This window comes from Streptomyces sp. NPDC038135, from assembly GCF_055601245.1.
In genome coordinates this window covers 188,952-207,175 of record NZ_JBVJXS010000013.1, presented here as the reverse complement: position 1 = coordinate 207,175, position 18,224 = coordinate 188,952, and the positions used below count along the sequence as shown (strand labels likewise).

General features: G+C 67.7%; 15 protein-coding genes. 6 read left to right on the top strand and 9 right to left on the bottom strand.

The window, feature by feature from the left end; translation table 11 throughout:
* Positions 1-39: 39 nt before the first annotated feature.
* Positions 40-237 (top strand): hypothetical protein, encoded by a 198-nt coding sequence (locus ACZ7JA_RS33010; protein ID WP_470812082.1) that lies wholly within the window; start codon positions 40-42, stop codon positions 235-237.
* A gap of 65 nt (positions 238-302) precedes the next feature.
* Entirely contained in the window at positions 303-632 is a 330-nt protein-coding gene (locus tag ACZ7JA_RS33005) for a hypothetical protein (protein WP_470812079.1), read from the top strand.
* Positions 633-861: 229 nt separating this feature from the next.
* On the opposite strand, the gene ACZ7JA_RS33000 is transcribed toward ACZ7JA_RS33005, so the two are convergent.
* From ACZ7JA_RS33000 to ACZ7JA_RS32980, 5 genes are all read right to left on the bottom strand, one after another.
* Entirely contained in the window at positions 862-1,851 is a 990-nt protein-coding gene (locus ACZ7JA_RS33000) for a hypothetical protein (protein WP_470812076.1), read from the bottom strand.
* Positions 1,852-1,872: 21 nt separating this feature from the next.
* Positions 1,873-2,694, bottom strand: coding sequence for a hypothetical protein (locus ACZ7JA_RS32995; RefSeq protein WP_470812074.1), 822 nt, complete (start codon positions 2,692-2,694; stop codon positions 1,873-1,875).
* Between the two features lie 2 nt (positions 2,695-2,696).
* Positions 2,697-3,164 (bottom strand): WXG100-like domain-containing protein, encoded by a 468-nt coding sequence (locus ACZ7JA_RS32990; RefSeq protein ID WP_470812072.1) that lies wholly within the window; start codon positions 3,162-3,164, stop codon positions 2,697-2,699.
* Positions 3,161-3,523, bottom strand: a complete 363-nt coding sequence (locus ACZ7JA_RS32985; protein WP_470812070.1) for a hypothetical protein — start codon at positions 3,521-3,523, stop codon at positions 3,161-3,163. The genes ACZ7JA_RS32990 and ACZ7JA_RS32985 overlap by 4 nt, the downstream gene beginning before the upstream one ends.
* Positions 3,524-4,252: 729 nt before the next feature.
* Positions 4,253-5,128, bottom strand: coding sequence for a hypothetical protein (locus ACZ7JA_RS32980; RefSeq protein WP_470812068.1), 876 nt, complete (start codon positions 5,126-5,128; stop codon positions 4,253-4,255).
* A gap of 303 nt (positions 5,129-5,431) precedes the next feature.
* Between ACZ7JA_RS32980 and ACZ7JA_RS32975 the strand changes: the two genes are divergently transcribed.
* From ACZ7JA_RS32975 to ACZ7JA_RS32965, 3 genes are read left to right on the top strand one after another with little or no spacing between them, the layout of a single operon-like run.
* Entirely contained in the window at positions 5,432-5,848 is a 417-nt protein-coding gene (locus tag ACZ7JA_RS32975; RefSeq protein ID WP_470812066.1) for a hypothetical protein, read from the top strand.
* Positions 5,849-5,894: 46 nt separating this feature from the next.
* Positions 5,895-7,352 carry a hypothetical protein gene (locus ACZ7JA_RS32970; RefSeq protein ID WP_470812064.1) on the top strand — a complete coding sequence of 486 codons (1,458 nt, stop codon included), beginning with the start codon at positions 5,895-5,897 and terminating at the stop codon, positions 7,350-7,352.
* Entirely contained in the window at positions 7,349-7,858 is a 510-nt protein-coding gene (locus tag ACZ7JA_RS32965; RefSeq protein WP_470812061.1) for a hypothetical protein, read from the top strand. Before ACZ7JA_RS32970 ends, ACZ7JA_RS32965 begins: the two co-directional genes overlap by 4 nt.
* Positions 7,859-8,032: 174 nt before the next feature.
* Here ACZ7JA_RS32965 and ACZ7JA_RS32960 read toward each other — a convergent pair whose 3' ends face one another.
* Positions 8,033-8,224: a DUF397 domain-containing protein gene (locus tag ACZ7JA_RS32960; protein ID WP_470812059.1), complete on the bottom strand. Its 192-nt coding sequence runs from the start codon at positions 8,222-8,224 to the stop codon at positions 8,033-8,035.
* An 8-nt stretch (positions 8,225-8,232) separates the two neighbouring features.
* Complete coding sequence (locus ACZ7JA_RS32955) at positions 8,233-9,063, bottom strand: helix-turn-helix domain-containing protein (protein WP_470812057.1); 831 nt, start codon at positions 9,061-9,063, stop codon at positions 8,233-8,235.
* 191 nt (positions 9,064-9,254) lie between these two features.
* Between ACZ7JA_RS32955 and ACZ7JA_RS32950 the strand changes: the two genes are divergently transcribed.
* Positions 9,255-9,815: an ATP-binding protein gene (locus tag ACZ7JA_RS32950; protein WP_470812148.1), complete on the top strand. Its 561-nt coding sequence runs from the start codon at positions 9,255-9,257 to the stop codon at positions 9,813-9,815.
* On the opposite strand, the gene pglX is transcribed toward ACZ7JA_RS32950, so the two are convergent.
* Complete coding sequence (gene pglX / locus ACZ7JA_RS32945) at positions 9,742-13,344, bottom strand: BREX-2 system adenine-specific DNA-methyltransferase PglX (RefSeq protein WP_470812055.1); 3,603 nt, start codon at positions 13,342-13,344, stop codon at positions 9,742-9,744. The two genes, ACZ7JA_RS32950 and pglX, sit on opposite strands and share 74 nt — an antisense overlap.
* Positions 13,341-18,014, bottom strand: coding sequence for a BREX system serine/threonine kinase PglW (gene pglW, locus ACZ7JA_RS32940; protein WP_470812053.1), 4,674 nt, complete (start codon positions 18,012-18,014; stop codon positions 13,341-13,343). Before pglW ends, pglX begins: the two co-directional genes overlap by 4 nt.
* Positions 18,015-18,224: the final 210 nt, after the last annotated feature.

The following is an 18,224-nucleotide window of genomic DNA, read 5'->3' as shown; positions in this document are numbered from 1 at the left end:
GGTCTGCCCCGGCGGCTTCACCGCTACGTCACGCACGCCATGGAGCGCCGGCGGGAGCAGGACCGCCTGGGGGAATTCGTCGACTGGCTGGAGGCCGGACACGGGCCCGTCATCGAGGAGGAGCCGGCACAGGCGGAAGCCGGGCGTCGGAAGATCGAGCGCGAGCACGCCGAGCTCGCCCGCGCCCGCCGGGCCGCCGCCGAGAACGCACCTGAGCGACCTCGCGAGGCTGTGTGACGGGCGAGAGGGCATACCCGCTCGGCAGCGAAGGCCTCTCCCGGAGGGTCCGAGGGGAGGCCGACATGAAGAGGCGCCTCAAGGTGGCCAAGGCGTCCCGAACCCGGGTCATGACCACGCCGATGACCCTCATCGAGGCATACGATCCGACGCGCTGCCCGCCGGCCTGGCACTGGGCGCCCTCCTCGTTCCGTGCCGAGCCGGCGACCGAGGAGATCGCTGAGGAGGCGACCAGCCATCTTAAGGAGGCGAGCCTGCACGGCCACAAGTACGCCACCGACGCGGCCCTCGCCGCCGTCGCCCTGCGACAGCCCGGCCCGATCACCGTGTTCACGTCGGACGAGGCCGGCATGCGCAAGCTGTGCGCCGACCGCGTGGTCGTCGTGCAGTTCTGAGCCGAACACGGCCCCCCTCACTGTCTGCCCTGGTCACCGCCTCCGGACAGCGACGACAGGCCGCCTCCCGTGCCCGGAACGTCCGGCCGCCAGACGGGCGCCCGCTGCCCCTTCCGCTGTATACCCCCTCGGTAAGGATCGATCAACCGACAGCGTCCGCACCCGGAGCGGCCGGAACCCCGATCAGGACCGTCGGACCAGTGCCGAGGACGGTATGGCAGCCGAAGGCTCACGCGCGGTGGAAGACGTCGAGTGGGCCGTAAGCAGTCGGCTTGCTGTTGGCGAGCTCAGGGTGGTTGCCCACGCGCTCCCGGAGGATGCCGACGGTGTCGGGCCACACGGTGAAGTGCCCTCCGTCGCCGACGAGGATGCGGTCCCAGTCCTGGGAAGCCGAAACGCCGGCTCGGTCGATGACGAACCCGCGGCAGTCGGCCGCATCCTGATCGAGCGTGCGCACCAGTGCCGCGACCGCCTCCTCGCGGTCGGACACGGGGACGTCGGTGAGGCGCAGCGTGATGCTCTGCGTCGTCTCGTCCGTGCGTCGCACGATGCTGGTCAGGGACTGGTCGTACCCCTTCCAGCAGGTGAACTCGACCTTCGAGTATCGATCGTCGGCCAAGGCTGCGGCCAGGGTTGCGCCATCACCCATCAGCGGCTCACGGTTTCCGACCGGCGTCTCGCGGAATCCGAAAAGCGCATTGGTCAGCGGGTGCACGGCGGAGAGCCCGGCGGTCTCCAGATGCGTGAGGAGCTGATGGGCGCGCGCGCTGTCCAGTTTCGGCACGTACCAAGTGAAGAAGCCCGCAGCCTTGGACGGGGCCGCGGCGGGGGCGTGGTCCGGGAACTCCTCCTGGAAAATGTGCCTGGCCCGTTCGTCGGGCACGGCAGGCACCGTGTAGTTGTTGGTCCGGATGTGGTCCAGGAATTCCTGTGGCAGGGCAGCGTGGTGACGACGTACGTAGTGCGTGAGATCGACGGGCCAGAGCCAGGTGCCATCCGTCATCAGGGACCCGGAGCCGGCGATCCACTCTTCACCGGTGAGGACGTCGCGCTCGGCACCCATCGTGGTGTAGATCTCCAGGGCCGATCCCAGGTAGGCGAGGACACGGTCCTCGTCCCAGGGCCCACTGTCCCGTACGGCATCTCGCAGCGACGGCGCATCGTCTGCCGTGGTGGCCTGACCGCCGGTCTCCCGATAGAAGCCCGCTCGCTTGATCATTTCCACTCCTGTGAGCCTGCCCTAGTGGGCCATGGGCAGGTAGGTGCGCCAGTAGCCATTGTTGCCGATGGTGGGGGTCTGGTTGAGGCCGAGCTGGGGGGACGTTCCCACCTTGCTCGTGGGCGCCGTCACGGGCACACCGAGCTCGTTGGCGACGGACTGCGCGAGGGGCAGCTCGGGCGGTCTCGCGTCGGCGCCGGAGTAGCAGGAGATGAGGCGCACCGGTTCACCGTGGTAGTTGGGGTTGCTGCGGATCGCGTCCGCGATGTGGTTGGGATGCACTTCGAAGTCCGTAAGGGTCTTCCCCGCGGCGTTGATGCGGCCGGGGACGAAAACCCCCTCGTCCGTGCCGTGGACGACCACGTCGTGCACGCCGGGGACACGGGCGACCCGTTGCAGGTTGTTCAGGGTGCGTTCGTCGTAGCCCACCGTGGTGGTGTTCTTGCCGAAGTAGACCGGGTCGCCCGAGACCAACTCGTAGTCGCCGGCCCGCGCCGGAGGAACGGGAATCTTCGAGTCGGGGGACTGGATCAGCTTCCACGTGCGGGACTTGCCCATCTCGTCGAGGGCCGCGCTGTTCAGCCGGAAGCCGTTGAACAGGCCCACCGTCCCGCCGTTCTCGGCGACGATTCGGGCTGTGCTCCCACCTGCTCCGAACGCGCCGCCGAACTCCATGCCGTAGCGGGCGGAGTCGCTCACCTCGTCGAGGCTGAGGCCCTTGCTCTCGCCGGTGGCGATGGCGACGGGCTGGGTGACGGCGAGGTCGACGGTGATCGACTCGAGTCCACCGATGGCGGCCGTGGCGAGGGTGGTGCCGGCGATGGTGGCGATCTCGGTGGACACGGTCACGCCGAGCGTGGCGGACAGCTCCAGGATCGAGGCGGTGGCGGCTGCCGCGGCGCCTTCGGAGATGCCGAGCGTGAAGACCGCGAGGGCGGTGCCGGCGACGATGGTGGCGCCGACGATCTCCAGCTCGTGTTCCAGATGCTTGACGGCCTTGGGACGACGTCGGCGTACTGGTCGAGGGCCTTGGCCATGTCGCGGGCGCCATCGATCATGTCCTGGAGCCAGCCGTGGCCGTCGTGGTAGTAGCGGCGCCAGAACGGGTCGTCGAAGGCGGATATCGCCTCGCCCTTGTTGGACTCGATGATGCCGCGCGCCGACTTGTTCGCGGCGGCCGTCACGTCTTCCAGGTCGTCGGCGAAGTCCCGCCAGGCTTTGGCCGCGTCGCGCAGACCCCCTTCGTCGGCATCCGGCCACCACATGCCGGTCAGGTCCTGGACGATCTCCTTGGCCTTGTCGGCCGCGCTCACTGCGCGCTCCCGTGGCCGTCGTGCGGGGCGGCCTGGATCTTGCTGAACATGGAGCGGACCAGCAGTTCGTTGTCGATGTGGCCGTCGGCCATGTCGGTCATGGCCGCTTCGATGCTGGCCAGACCGAGCGCGAGAATCCCGGCGGCGGTCTCCATCCTCTTGACGTGCGGGCCGTAGTGCTCGTGGAACTTCTTCCCCTGCTCGTCGTCACCCCACGGCGAACCGGCCGCCGCCAGCGCCGTCTTGAGCTTGGTCAGCGCCTTGGCGAGGTCGGAGCTGTGCGTGTGGAAATGCGGGGCGGTCGCCTTCAGATCGGCGATCTTGATGTCGAGTATCTTGCCGTCGCTGTAGTCGCCCATGGCGTCTTCTGCTCCCCCTGAGTCGGCTGACCGGCCCGAAGACGGTAGATCACCGAGCCGGTTTGCTCTCGCGATCCCGGCCAAGGAGCGGCAAAGTTCCGATCAAGGCACGCAAAGGATGACGGCTCTGCTGCCCGCCAAGTGATCACCAAGGACTGGCACGCCCCGGCGGGAACCGGGAGATCGTTCCGCTTGCCTTGCCCCGCCCCAGCATCCCGAGGCTCGGAGGTGGCTTCCCGGCACTCGGTGATCAGCTCGACCGGGCAGCAAGCGGACACGGCCCGCCGCACGCCCGTGCGAGCTCAGTGCAGTGCCACTTCCCACGATCCTGGGTTGCCGGCTTCCTCCCCACTGACCGGGCAACCATCCATCCAGGTGCCGAATCCCGGGGGGGTCCTTGCCGTCCGTGGACCAGCCGGCATGCGTGAACCTCGACAGGTCCGCCACGTAGCCGGACGACGTGGGGACGCGAAGCGGAAGCCGGACGGAGACAGTGTGGCGATATATCTCAGGCCGAGCTCACGCCGTTCGGCCGAGCTACCGCCCCTCAGTCCAGGCGGCTCTCGCAAGCCCGGCCTACTTGCGGGCTGGAGATGGCCGGAGGCTGCGAGAACGCGAAGTCACCCCCGGGCAGCGACGAAGGTGTCCCGCAGCTGCGAACCCAGGCCCGCACCTCTGTCGAAGGCGGAGGTGCGGGCCCCATCGGCAGCCAGGAGGCCGCTCGCGGGGTCAGGACCTGGGTTCCTCCAGCTTGAGGGCAGCGGATTCCGCGCCGTGCGGTTCAGCCTGTGCCGGGACGAAGGATTCGTGCTCTTCGACGACTTCACCGTCCACGACTTCCCCCTCCATCACTCGGTGCGACGGGTCCGCCAGCGGCAGGTCGGCGAGGTGCTTCTTGAGCCTCTTGGCCATCGGAAGGTAGGTCGCCAAGGTGAGCCCGCCGGAGACGGCAGCTCCCACGAGAGGGATGGCCTTCGACACGGTCTTCGCGAACGACTCCTTTGTCATCTTGACGCCGATGAAGGCAGCGACCTTCTTCACTATGGGATAGACGACGCCCTTGGTGAGCGCCTTCTGAGGCAGCTTCTTGGCGACCTGTTCCGACATCATCCCCGCGACCTTCCCCACAGCGGCGTTCGCCGACTGGGTGCCGAACATCACGCCGAAGAACAGCGTGAGCACCCCCACGGTCGCGTCATCGACGTCATCGCCCCCGTCTGAGAACAGTTCGGGCCAGCTGTAGAGATAGGCGAGCTTCTGCGCGATACGCAGCATGTGGCCGACGTACTGCGCCAAGTCGGCGGGCACCGTGGCGGGAAGGGCGAGGATGCCGGGTATCCCGGCCGCGGCGGAGAGAGCGCTGACTTTGGCGGTCTCGTAGCGGATCGAGTCGTTGGCCGCTTTCTCCAGAACGTCGACGGTGATACCCGCCGCCGCGGGGGTCTCTTCGATCGCTGCGCGGATCTCCTCCTCGGTGCAGTGGCGCGCCAGCGCCGTCCGGAGGTACGCCTCTCGGTGGATACGCACACCGGGGAGCTTGGCCGCCGCCAGCAGCACCGTGAAGAAGCGCGACTCGGGATTCTCGACCTCTTTACCCTGCTTCATGGCAGGAACTTACAGTAGCTCCGCGCTCCAGGGGCCAGGATGCACTGACCGTTTCCCGTCCTCGCTCTGAGCCGGAGATGAAGGATGGAGACGGCCTGGACAAAGCTGGCGATCCGGGTGGCTGGGCGCCGCAGATCACGGAGGAGCCCCCAGGATTCGCGTGCCGTCCAGGGTCAGGTACGCCTTCGCCGACGCGGTCCGCACCGCGTCAGCGAGGCCGGTTTCCGGCTCACCAGCACTTTGCAGCCCTAACTGTGCCTCACATAAAGTTGCGGGCATCTGATCACACTCGGGAGAGAGATCATGACCGACGGCGACATATCACGGGGCGGTGCGGCGCCGACCCGGATGCGTCTGAACCATGTGGCCCCGCTTGATGGCGGTGGAGGCTCGCCGTCCGGCGGCAAGGATCTCGCTTCGAGTCCCGCGGAGAAGAAGAAGGCAGCCGAGGCGATCGAGAAACACCTGGAGCCTGACACCCACAGGGACGGCACCCAGGCGCGTGAGAGCACGGGGGCAGCCGCACGGGAGTTTGAGGGGTGGCTCACCGGACCTGCTCTGAAGACCGCGCGTAAGACGTGGAGCGAACAGCTCACGACGCTGATGAACCGCCTCGGCTCGGAGAAGGCCGCGTTGCGCGCCACCAACACGCTGCTGCAGAACACGGACACCGGCATCGAGTTGGGCATCCGCAAGTCCTCCGCGCTCGACTCGTTCTGATCGCACAGGTCCGACCGAACCGCGGTCCTGGAACAGGAGTTCAGTCATGGTGACGTACTACGAGATCATGGGCACCGACCTGTCGAAGCTCACCACGGCTGCCGACGACTGGGCCGCCATGGCCAAGGACTTCGACAAGCTCGCGCGGACCTACCATCAGGAAGTGCACGGAATTTCCATCGGCGACACGTGGGTGGGTCTGAGTGCCAGCGCCGGCTCCGCGCGCTTCGACGTGACATGGAAGGAGTACCAGGGAGCGCAGAGCGAGGCGAAGGCCGTCGCCGAACTGCTCCGGGACGCGCACGCCGAATTCAGCCGTCTTCGCAAGAAGATCGAGTACGTCCGAGAGGACGCGGTGAAGGCCGGCATGAAGGTGTCCGAGCAAGGCGCCGTCGGCTTCGACACGTCCAAGCTGGATCACAGCGAGTACACGGCCTACGTGCACGATCCCGACTACCAGGAGAGCGCCCGCAAGGCTGCTGCCGGATGGGCCGCGCAACTGGATTCGGCGGTGGCGGCCCTGAACGACGCGGACGAGGGGTTCAAACTCGCTCTCGCCTCCGTGATGCAGGACAGCGACCCCTTGGACGGCACGATCGGCGGTTTCAACCGGGAAGCGGTGCCCGACCCGTACCCGTCGCTTGCGGAGAGGGCGAAGGCGCAGCACGTCCCCAAGGGCAAGAAGGCCGTCGCCGAGTGGTGGCGCGGCCTCGATCCGGTCACGCGCGGCATCCTGCTTCACGAGAAGGGCGACGAGTTGCGGAAGGCGGGGATCATGAGCCCGCTGTACCACTGGCATGCTGCTGACGCGGGGTCCGGAGCCTTCGACACCGAGAAGCCCACGGCCAAGGATCTGTGGTACCTGGCCCGCGCGCAGGGCATCGCGGCCGGCGGCGACTTCAGCGGGGAGAACGCCGCGTCGCGCAACATGGAGCATTACCTGAGTGCAACGGGTGAGCCGCTGGACCTGGACATCGACCGCATCCTCAAGGATGATCCCGGATTCCGCGATGACGTCTCGGTCCACATCGCCCAGAACCAGGACGCGTGGCGACAGCAGGGGCTCGACGCCTTCGAGAAGGCCGGTGGTGACAAGACGGTCGTCGTGCCGGTGGAGAGCAAGGCGGTCGGCCGCACCTTCCAAAGCGAAGAGTGGTTCCACGCGGTCGGCTCCCACCAGCAGAACGTGTCGGGGATGGTCACCGTCACCCCCGGGGTGGACGGCAAGCCCAAGGTTTCGCTCGAATACCAGGCCAACGTGTGGGACCGGTACAACTGGGACGCCGGCAAGTCGACCACCTTCCCCGGAGGCGTGGTGATCCCGGACTCCGAGATGGGACGGTTGCACAAGACCGGACTTGCTCAGGAGTTCGACATGCGAGGCAGTAGCTCCACGTACATGTACGACCTGAACAGCGATGCGAACCCGACAGTGAACCCGCCGGACCAAGGACGAGAAGGAACCCGCGGCGACGTCTCACGCGGTGACGAGGAGAACCGGTGACGACCAAACGAGGTGCCCTCCTCATCGCGGCAGTGGCAGCCACTTTCCTGCTTTCCGCCTGCTCCGGCCCGGACACGGACGATCGCCGTGTGACCGACGGGCGCACCTCGCGGTGGGACGAGAAGGCCGGCGCGCCCGAGGCGTCGGCGTTCATGCACGTGACGGCGCCCAAGGGTGCGACCGAGGTCAAGGGAGCCGTGCAGACCAACCCCCAGGAGGACGTCTACCTCCTCTCGTTCGTCACCAGCGAGAAGAACGCCGAAGGCATCGCAGCGGACCTTCGCCCCGAAGAACCACTGAAAGTGAAGAAGGTCGACTTCGCCCCGGACGGCGAGTTGTTCCGGCACCTCGGGCTGGCCGAGCCGCAAACGCTGAAGGGAGCCCGCTCGGCCAGTGTCTGCCCCCCGTGCGTGAAGGACGATCGCCGCAAGAAGGTGCAGTGGATCGACATCTACGTCCAGACACTCAAGGACGGTCAGGCCAGGGTCTATCTGAAGGCGTTCTGACCTGAGTCTCAGCCGAGCACGGCACCGGGCCCGAGGCGGACGTTGACGGCCGCACCGCACTGGCCTGCGCGGGCATCCAGCGAGCAGGGCGTCTGGGCTGCTGAAGGTGTTGCGCGAGCGGACGTGCGCGGGGCCTTCGGCAAGCGGTGCGCTTGCCGAAGGCCCCGCGTCTGTTCAGAGTGCCGCGAAGGCGACGAACTCGGTCCAGGTCGAGGGGTCCACGGCCAACGGGGCGCGGGTCGTGTCCTTCGAGTCGCGGACGTGGACCCTGGCGGGGGTGGTGGCTACCTCTACGCACTGGCCACCATCACCGGCGCTGTGACTGCTCTTGAACCACGCCAGGCCATCGGAGCCCGACTCAACCATTTCCCCGCTCATCTCTCTCCCAGCAGCTTCTCGATCAACGCCAGCGATTCTGTCGGAGTGTGGGCCTGCGCGCGAAGGGTCCCGTACGTACGCTCGAGTGCTCGCACCTTCACACGCTCCGTGTGGACACGACTGTCGCCCTGCACCTCCGTGTACGCGATCCTGCGCCCATCCTTGGTCTCCATCAAGGTAAACGGGCCAGCCAGTCCCGCATGTTCCCGACGGGACAACAGCATCACCTGAATCACCACGTTCCGCCTCTCTGCGATCAGCATGAGGTGCTCCAACTGGCCTCGCCAGACAGCTGCCCCGCCGAGCGGCCGGAGTAGGACAGCTTCCTCGAACACGAAGCTCAGATGCGGCGCGGGGCGTCGGCCGAAGACCTCTTGTCGTGCCAGTCGTGCGGCCACCCTTTGCTCGATGAGCCCTTCGTCCAGCAACGGCTGCCACATGGCGAACACCGCTCGCGCGTACTCCTCCGTCTGCAATAGGCCGTTGACCAACTGGGAGTCGTACACATGAAGCTCAACCGCCTCGGCCTCCAACTTGGCCGCATCGCGAAAGAACTCCGGATACTGAGCCCGAGCCACCTCCTCCTTGCTCGCGCTCAACACCCCGCCCGCCTCGAGCACTTCGTCCGCCTGGCCGATGAACCTCGGCGGCGGAATACGTCTGCCCTGCTCGAACGACGCGATCGTCGAGGCCGAGTACCCAGTCAGCGACCCGAACCTCGCACGGTCCATCCCCGCCCGCTCCCGGAACAGCTTCAACTGCCGTCCGAACAGGCACAGAATGCCCGTCCCCACCTCGTATTCCGGCTGCTGAACCTCGTCGTCCACGCCGCAGCTCCTCTCGTACCACCGCCCTTTCGGCCAACTCGGGGGCCCGGAAACGGTCACGCCCAACACCGCGTACAAGCGCACCGACCGCGTGTACAGCCCGCACCCGTCAGCGCATCACTCCTGGTCAACGCTACACAGAGTCCGACACCGTTGACCGTATGAAGTCAGCAACTCCCCCGAACGGGCATATGCCGCAGCACCTCGCACCCGAACACGAGTTCACTATGCGCTTCACGTCCACGCCGCGCGGTGCCCGCCTCGCCCGCCGACTCGTGTCGCACCGCCTGAACGACTGGGGCCATCCCTACTCGACCCCGGTCAACGAAACGCTCACCCTCATCACGGCGGAACTCACCGCCAACGCCGTACGCCACGGCCACATCCCCGGCCGAGACTTCCACGTCCAACTCACCCTGACCGAGGGCACCTTCCGCATCGAGGTGACCGACACCCGCGCCGAGAAACGGCCTCCGGCCAGTCCCCCGGCGACCGACTCGCTTTCGGAGTCCGGCCGGGGCATGCCCCTGGTCGCCGCCCTCGCGGACGACTGGGGCGTCAACCTTCGCCGGGTAGCCCCGGGCAAAACCGTGTGGGCGGAGCTGCATGCGCAGGCAAAGGGCCACCCGCTCACGCACCGGGTGGCCCCTGAACCGACGGATGTCGATCTAGTCCTCGCTACTGCTTCGCTGCTGCGCGACGCCCCCGGGTCGCGGTCGGAGGACGCCAACCACGGAGGTCGTCGTCCGTGAGTCCGTGCTCGCCCTGCTTCTGCTGGCGGTAACCGGCGAAGAAGTCCGCCGGAGAGCCGCTGTAGAGCATGTCGAACTCGTTGTGCCACTGGTACAGCCACGGCTGGAGCTCCAGCAGGCCCGCGAGGAACGGGGTGATCTCCTCGGTGGACAGCGCGGTGTTGGTGAAGTACGTCGCCAGCGCCTGCGCCTGCTCCTTGTGATCCCAGCCGGCCCACCCGTACAGCTCGGGGGTGGCGGCGTTGGTCTGCCCGTAGGAGATGAACCGCTCCTTGGGCACGTCCAGCTTGCCGCGTGCCTTCCAGTAGGACGGGCGCAGGAAGTCGGCCGATGTGTACTTCGGCGGCACGGGGATGGAGTCCCGGATCTTCCGCTTGGCCTGCTCGTCGGGGGCGGCGTCCTCCTTGCGCTGGAGGTCCCACACCTCCTCCCAGTCGGCGCGCTTCTTCAGGCCGGAGGGCTTGTAGCGCAGAGCGGAGAGGAACGGCACGTGCTCGTCGGTGATCAGTTCGGCGACGACCTTGGGCAAGTCCTTGCGGGGCGCATAGAGCTTGGCCACGGAGACGAAGTCCTCGTCGCGCGAGAGGGCGTCGGTGAGACGGGAGACGGTGAGGATGGTCGGCTGACCGTTCTCGTCGAACCAGTGGTCGCGGTTCTCCATACGGTCGAGCAGCCAGGAGCGCAGGGCCTTCTCCTGGAGGGCGTCCCAGCCTTCGGTGGCCCAGCGGCGCTTGTATTCGGGCCGCTCGACCATGCCAATGGCCCGGTTCGACTCGATGGCGTCGATCCGCTTCTGGACAATCTCCCGGTACGGGGCGGGCCAGTGGGTGGGGATCTCCGTGATGGGCGTGGAGTTGTGCCGCTTGAACCACTCGTCGCTGGCTTCGCCTGCGGCTACTCGGCGGGCGAGGACGATCTCAAAGGCGCGCTCGCCGAGGGCGAGTTCGGGGATGTTGGGGTCGTCGGGATCCTCGGAAATGTGCAGGTCTTCGGGGTGGAGGTCGTAGAGGGAGTAGACCTGCCAGTCGAGTTCTTCTTGGAGGGCGATCATGCGGCCCCGGGTAGATTTCCAGGAGAAACGAGCCTCGCGAAGGGTGATAGAGCTAGGAACAGAGCCTGATACGGCACCCGAAGGACTGTACATCGCATTTTCCTGAGCCAAAGAGTCGAGGCCAACCGCGAGCGCACCCGGAAAGCCCGCCGGAAGAGGAAAATTACCCATAGGCGTACCATTGAACTGGTAGAAATCGTCGAATGGTACCGTACTTTGCCGAGCCCCCTTCGCGTCAACGGTGCTGCCCATATTGTGACTAACCTGCTTCAACCACAATGCAGCAGCAGAACTATTCAGCAAGCCCAACAGTTGCAGATGCTCGCCCTCCGTAGCATCCTTGTGCAGCTTAATCACCGGGGCGGAGCGATTGAAAACTCTTCCGACACCTCGATCCAACACGAAGTGATTATGCGTGGCGACAAACGCAAAGGAAATGGATAGGGGCGTATTGTACGCGGAGGAGGTGTACTGCATATAGTCCCACCATTTGAGACCGGCGGCTGCCATATCGCCATGGAATGTCTGTCGGACTTGCAGTACGCGCCTAAGTGGCCACAAGTCTTCCTCGAGGTCACCATCCGCCAGCGCGTCTGCGTAGGGAAACCAGATGGCTTCTTCGGGACTCGCCCCCCAGTCTCGAACAGTCTCACCCACCATAAGCGGTCGTAGACCGTCGCGATTGGCAACCGTCCGAAAAGTTCTACGGAGGGGGCGAATATAGGCTTCGTCAGCCCCGGCACGAATAGCGCGCCCGATTGGAGGTTCAATCGCTGAGCGCAGAGTTCGCTTACTCGCCTTTTTCAAATGTTCTACGACTTCGAGACCGCCGTCGGTGAGAATCCACGGCTGCTTACTGAAGTAAGCACTACGATCAAGGTCGTCCACTGAGACCCACTGACTCGCGGAGCCTGGTTTGTCGACCTGGTTTACGATCGCACTCCACACGAGGCCATACTCACCATTCTTCGGGGTCGACGGTTCCCCTTGCACGCTCCTCACGGTCCGAATGGTTGCTTGACGGGCACTGCCTCCGCGTCGCTTCCCAACGAGAATCACCGTCGGAGTACCGTGCCCTGGGATATATGCACCCGAGGTGTCAATAACCTCTGTCAGCTCCACATCATGGGCGAAATACGCCTCGATCAGCTTCTTACCGAATTCCCGCTTCATGAATGAGCTGGCCGTGATCTGCCCGACCATGCCGAAACCTCTGCCCTCAGCATCACCTCGCCTGGCCAGTTCGAAAAAACGCTGCGCAAACGGTACCGAGAGGGCGTAAGTGCCACCGCAAGCGTCGTAGAGCTGCCGGTACAGCTCGTTCAACTTCTTATCTTTTACTGTGATGTAAGGCGGGTTGCCGACGACGACATGGTAGCGCCCCTGTTGGAGAATCTTTGGCTGCTCGTGCAAATCCTCTGTAGCGTAGGTGAAGGTCGTCAGCTGATCTTCGACCTCCTCCCCCTCAAATAGGCCGAGTTGCCGACTCTTGATGAGAGAATCCCCCACCGCCAAGTGGATTGGCCATTTGTAACTAGCCGCCTTCCCCAGCGTGCGCACCCCACTCGCCGCCATAGCCGCAACCAGCAACCGGAACCGAGCAATAGCCACCGCGAACGGGTTGACGTCCACTCCGTGCACCGAGTCCAGCGCTTCCCGCACCCGCTCGTGCACATCACGCCCCGGCTGCCCCTCCCCCCACAGCCGCACGAGCCGCCGGAACGCCCCCAACACAAAGTGCCCCGACCCACACGTGGGGTCGATCATCTTCAGGCCCTCGTACCCGAACTCCCTCACAGCCGGGTTCATCGTCCGGTCGAGGATGAACTCCTCCACGAACTCCGGCGTCTGGAGCAGCGCATACGTCTTCCGCGCGGCCTCGCTCAGGTCCTGGTACAGGTCACCCAGGAACCGCGTGTCCCAGCCCTCCGTGCCGTCCTCGTTCAGCGGGTCGGTGAAGTCGTGGACGAGGACGCCCGCCTCGTCGCGCTGACGCCAGAACTCGACCAGCTCCCGCGCACCGTCATGCGACAGCGGGATCTGGTACAGCGGGTTGTGCCGCTTGTCGAAGAGGAGCCGGCCCGCCTGGCCCTGACCCAGCTCGTCGAACGCCTTCTCCAGCCAGCCGCGATAGGTCGGGTTGTCGTCCGACTCCACGTACGCGTCGTACCGAGACTCCGCCAGCTCGCGCCGGTCACCGTCCGGTCCCGTCAGGTACGGCTCGGGGATCAGCCGGTTGTCCTCGCAGAACCGCACGAACACAGTCCCCAGCACCCACGCCACCGCGACCTGCGTGACCCGTTCGTCCAGCCACGAGTTCCACGTCGCCGCCGTCCGCCCGAGCTTGCGCGCCTGGTCGTACTCGGCACGCAACCGCGCACCGACCTCACCGAGCGCCTTCACCTGCTTGCCCAGGTCGGCCTCGACCGCCTTGACCTGCTGCTTCAGGTCGTTCAACAGAGCCTTGCGGTCGATCACTTCGCGTCTCCCTCGACACCACTTGCCACAACCTGACCGGACCCGCGGTGGGCGTTGCCCACCCACGTGTCCGGAAGCTGGATCCACTCCCCCAGGCCGGCCTGGTACGGCACGGCCACCTGCCCGAGCCGGGGCTCGCGCGAGGGGTCGTTCTGCGGGACCAGGAGCCACAGCCCCCGCCCGCCCCGCCGGGCCGCCGACGCCAGCCGGTCCAGGACGCCCATCGCGTCGTACCGGGCGAACACCCCGGCCTCCGTCAGCAGCACAGGACTCGCCCCACCGCCACCGTTGCCCAGCAGCTCCACGATCCGGGGCTCGACCGAGCCCCACGCCGTCCGCGCGTACTCCGCGAACCGCACCGCGCCCTTCGAGCCCTGCTCGGCGGCGTCCGCCTTGAGCAGGGTCTCCCAGGTCGGCTTGGTGCCCGGAGTGACCTGCCCGTGCAGGGCCTCAAGGAACAGCTCGGTCACCGACAGGGGCTGTGCGCCCAGCCGTTCGGCACTCAGTTCCCGTACCGCGTCCCGCACGAGCTGCTGCCGTACGGTCAGCACCCGGTACCCGTCCCGGCGGGCCGAGGCGAGCAGCCGTTCCTCCGCGCGCACCGCGCCCGCGAGCTGCGGGTCGTCCGCGTACCGCGTCACCGCACCCGTACGCGTCGACTGCCGCCACGCGCCCGTCGTGAGGTAGCTGGAGGCGTCGTCCACCCGCGTCGGGAGGTAGCGCAGGGTGCCCGTGTCCTCGCGCATGCTCAGCGACAATTCGAAGCCCGCGTCGCGCAGCGCCTTGGTGAGCGGGCCGCCGGTCGGCAGTTCGTGGGTCGTGCCGCCGCGCCCGTCCGGGACGACCAGCTCGGGGAAGCGGGCGCGGACCCGCTCGTGCACGTCCTCGCCGGTCAGGCCGGGCTGCCGGCCCTCGGACTGACCCGGAATCCAGCGGACGAGCCCGGCCTGGGTGAGGCGCAACGCCCGGACGAGCGACAGGTCGCGCGGGTAGATCTCCAGGCGCGGGGTGGCGGCGGCGTTCACCGACGCGGCTGCGGCCAGCTCCACTATCCGCCGCTCGTCCCAGTCGACGGCGCCGGGCGGGACCGTCAGCGCGCCCAGTTCGGCCAGGACGGTCGCGGCCGTCGGCAGGGTGTCCAGCCTGGCGAGCCGGTCGGCTGTCCTGCCGAGGCGCATCGCGTAGTCGAGCAGGCCGGGCGCGGTCGGGGTGTCCGGGGCGTCGTTCTCGCGCACGTCGAGGGCGAGCAGGCCGGCACCCAGCGACTCGTCGGTCGCCTTGCGGTTCGGCTGGTGCTGGAACTCGGCTTCCTGCGGCACCAGTTGCTCGACCTCGACGACGGCCCGCACCGCCGCCAGGGCCATCGCGCGCCGCTGCTCCCGTCCGGCGAGGTGCGTGCCGCGCCGGACGGCGAGGGCATCGGCGATCTCCACGGCGGAGGCGACGCGCCCCATGCTCACGAGCAGGTCGATGATCTCGTCCCGCAGTGCCTGGACGGCGGGCTCCGCCTTCCAGCGCTTGCGCTCCTCCTTGAGCATCTGCGGGATGCGGCCGTGGCTCAGGCCGAGCGCGTCCGCGACGTCCTTCTGCTTCGGCCAGACGCCGATGCCGGGCAGGACACCGTGCTCGTCGGGTAGGCGCAGCAGCAGCCGCACCATCTCCGCCTTGCTGCGGTTGGAGCCGTTGTTGTTGACGGCCGGTACGAAGAGGGTGGCGAGGGTGTCGAGGCTGACGGAGCGCAGGGTGCGGGCGGACAGCGCGCCCGCCGACTCACCCGTCGCGAGCCGGCCAACGAGGACCGACTCGGCGGCGGTGAGCTGCTCCAGCTCCTCCTTCGCCTCCGCCCGTCCCTTGGGCGTGAGCGGCGAGACGGGTACCTCGCTCAACCGCACGCCCCACTCGCGCTGCCGCTGCTGGACCTCGTTGCGGGTCTTGGCGCCGAGGCCGGGGGCGTTGACGAGCTTGCGGCGGCTGTAGTCGAGGAGTTCGCCGACCGTCGTGAGGCCCAGGCCGTAGAGGAAGGACTGGGCGGCGGGCGTGAGGCCGGAGACGGTCAGCGGGGTGTCGCGGGTGACCTCGGCTGCGAGCCGGTTGCGCTGCTGCTCGGCGGTCTCCGGCTCGGCGTCCGCGATGGCCGCGGCGGCGCCCTCGGCGGGCGCGGTCCCCTCGGCGGGGGCCGCGGGACGGGTGCGGTGGCTGGAGGGGACGGTCTGCGAGGCGTCGAGGAAGACCTTGCGCCAGGCGTCCCGCATCGGCTTGAGCTCGGGGAACCGCTTGCCCGCGTCGCGGTGCAGGGCCTTCTGGAAGAAGGCGACGAGCCCGTCCCGCACGGCCGGGTCGAAGGCCTCGGCCGCGATGGTCGGGTGCGGCCACTCCTTCTGGTCGGTCATGCGCGGCAGGACGCTGCCGTCGCCCCACTTCGGCAGCTCGCCGGAGGCCATCTGGTGCAGGGTGACGGCCACGGCGTACCGCTCGGCGTGGGAGTCGTAGGAGCCGCGCGTGATGACGTCGACGAAGGGGTCCAGATAGCCGTCGGTGCCCGCGTCGGTGTTCTTCGCCGGGTAGCCGGCCAGCGAGAAGTCGATGAGGACCAGCTCGCGGGTGCGGTTGGGGCGGATGCGGACGGCGATGTTGTCGGGCTTGATGTCGCGGTGCCAGACGCCCTCGCCCTCGAGGAAGTCGACGGCGCCGAAGAGGTAGTCGCCGTACGCCTCGAGCTGGTCGACCTGGAGGCGGCCGTTCTCGCGGAGCTGGCGGGCGACGGTCTCCTCGCGGCGGCGCGGGCGGGCCGTGCCCTCGGCGTTCTGGCCGGCGTCGTCGCGCTCGTCGCCGACGTACTCCAGCGCCAGGACGGTGCGGCCGCCGATGTGCAGAGGCTCGGGCTCGACGAGGCGGATGATGCGGGAGTCCGGGCGCAGGCGGCCCATGACCTCGGCCTCGCGGATCAGGATCTCGCCCCGGCTGTCGGAGAGCGCAACCTTGAGCACGGCGAGCGCGCGCGTCTTGCGGGCCTCCGCCTCCAGGTCGCGGACGAGGAAGGCGCGGCTGGTTGAGCCAGTACCGAGGCGGCGGCGGACCTCCCACCGGCCGGCGAGCACGTCGCCGGCGACGGCCTCCAGCGGGTCCTTGTCGGCCCTCGCCCCGGTCTCCTCCTCGGCCTGCGCGTCGAGAACCGCGGCGGGGGCGGTGAGGGAGTCTTCGACGACCTCCAGCAGCTCCAGAAACTCGTCCACGCTGGAGAGGCGCTGGCCGGGCCGGTAGGCGGTGGCGGCCTGCACCAGTTCGTCCACGTCCTCGGAGAGTCCGTCGACGAGGGAGCTGGGGCGCAGGCCCTCGCCCGCCTCCAGGCGGGCCAGCAGCTCGGCCTGGCTGGCGGCCGGGGCCTTGCCGGTGACCAGCAGGTAGGTGAGGACGCCGAGCCCGTACACGTCGAGGTAGACCGGGTCGGGGTTGAGGGCGGTGAGTTCCGGCGCGAGGTAGGCGTCGGCGTCGTCCGACAGGTGCATGGCGGACAGGGCGGTCGGCGCGAACCGGGTCATGCCCTGGCCCTGGGAGGAGTCGCCGCTGCGCTGGGTGGCGATCTGCCAGTCAGAGATCTGCAGCTGCGGGGCGAGCCAGGCGGCCTCCTCCCCTACGGCCTGCCCCTTCCGGCCGCGCGGCCGGGGGACGACGTGGACGGAGCGGGCGGCGAGCGCCCGGTGGTGGATGCGGCTGGCGTGCGCGGAGCGCATCGTCTCGGCGAGCTGGCGCACCAGTGCCATCCGGCCGAGGATGTCCAGCTTCTCGCCGTACTGGACCAGGTACTCGTCCAGTTTCAGGGTGTCCGGGTGATAGTCGAAGATCAGCGCGGGGCCGGCGGCGTGCCCGGAGGGGAAGTACTGCTTGAGCTGGACGACGCCCGGGTGCTTGAACCGGCCCAGCACCGCGGCCTCGCGCCGAGCGGCGTTCTCCACGGACTGGCGCAGCGAGGCGTCGGAGCCGCGCTCGCTGAGGTAGATCCGTACACGCGCGGCCTCGGGCAGGTCGCTGTGGCGGGCGAGGTAGTCCGCCCAGGTGGGCCCGGAGTCGAAGGACTTCCGCTCCAGCTCGTACGGGCCGACCTTGTACTGGGCGTCGCTCTTGCGGATGCCGATGCTCTTCAGGGCCGCGGCGATCTCGCGCGAGCTGATCGCGGTGACGCGGCGCCGCTCGTCGGACGGGGGCTGCTTGAGCATGTCGACCAGTTCGTCGACGGTGTACACGCCGTTCTGGTCATAGGCGGGCAGCCGTACGCGGAGGCTGTTGTCGGTGAAGCAGACGGCCTCGCCGACCCAGACCCGCTTGGCGCCGGGCTGGGCGAGCAGGCCGGCCAGCTCCTTGGCCTTGCGGTTGACCAGGTGCAGCGGGTTGCCGTGCGTGCGCCGATAACCACTGGGCGTGGTCTGCACCCAGGTGCCGTTCTCGGAGGTGACCGAGCCGTGCCAGTCTTTGAGCTCGATCATGCAGAGGCCGCCGGGGGCGACGACCAGCAGGTCGACCTCGCGGACGTGACCGGTGTTGGCGGTGAAGGTGAAGTTCGACCAGGCACGCCAGGGGTCGGAGTCCGGCAGCTTCTCCCGGATCGCCTCCAGGCCGCGGCGTTCATGATCGAACTCGGACTCGGTGACCGTGACCCACCGGCCTTCCCGCATGCCTGTCCCCACTCCTCGTGTCCTTCAAGGGCCGCCGTTACCCATGGTCAGGCCCTCGCTGCGCATCCTAGTGGCTGCACGTGGCATGAGAAGAGGCGGTGAAGGACGGGACTACAGGACATACGACTCACATGATCGGAATTGGGTACACGAATATCACGCGGGCCAGCGGCGAACCAGTCCAGTCAACCCTCGATATATAGGATGAAA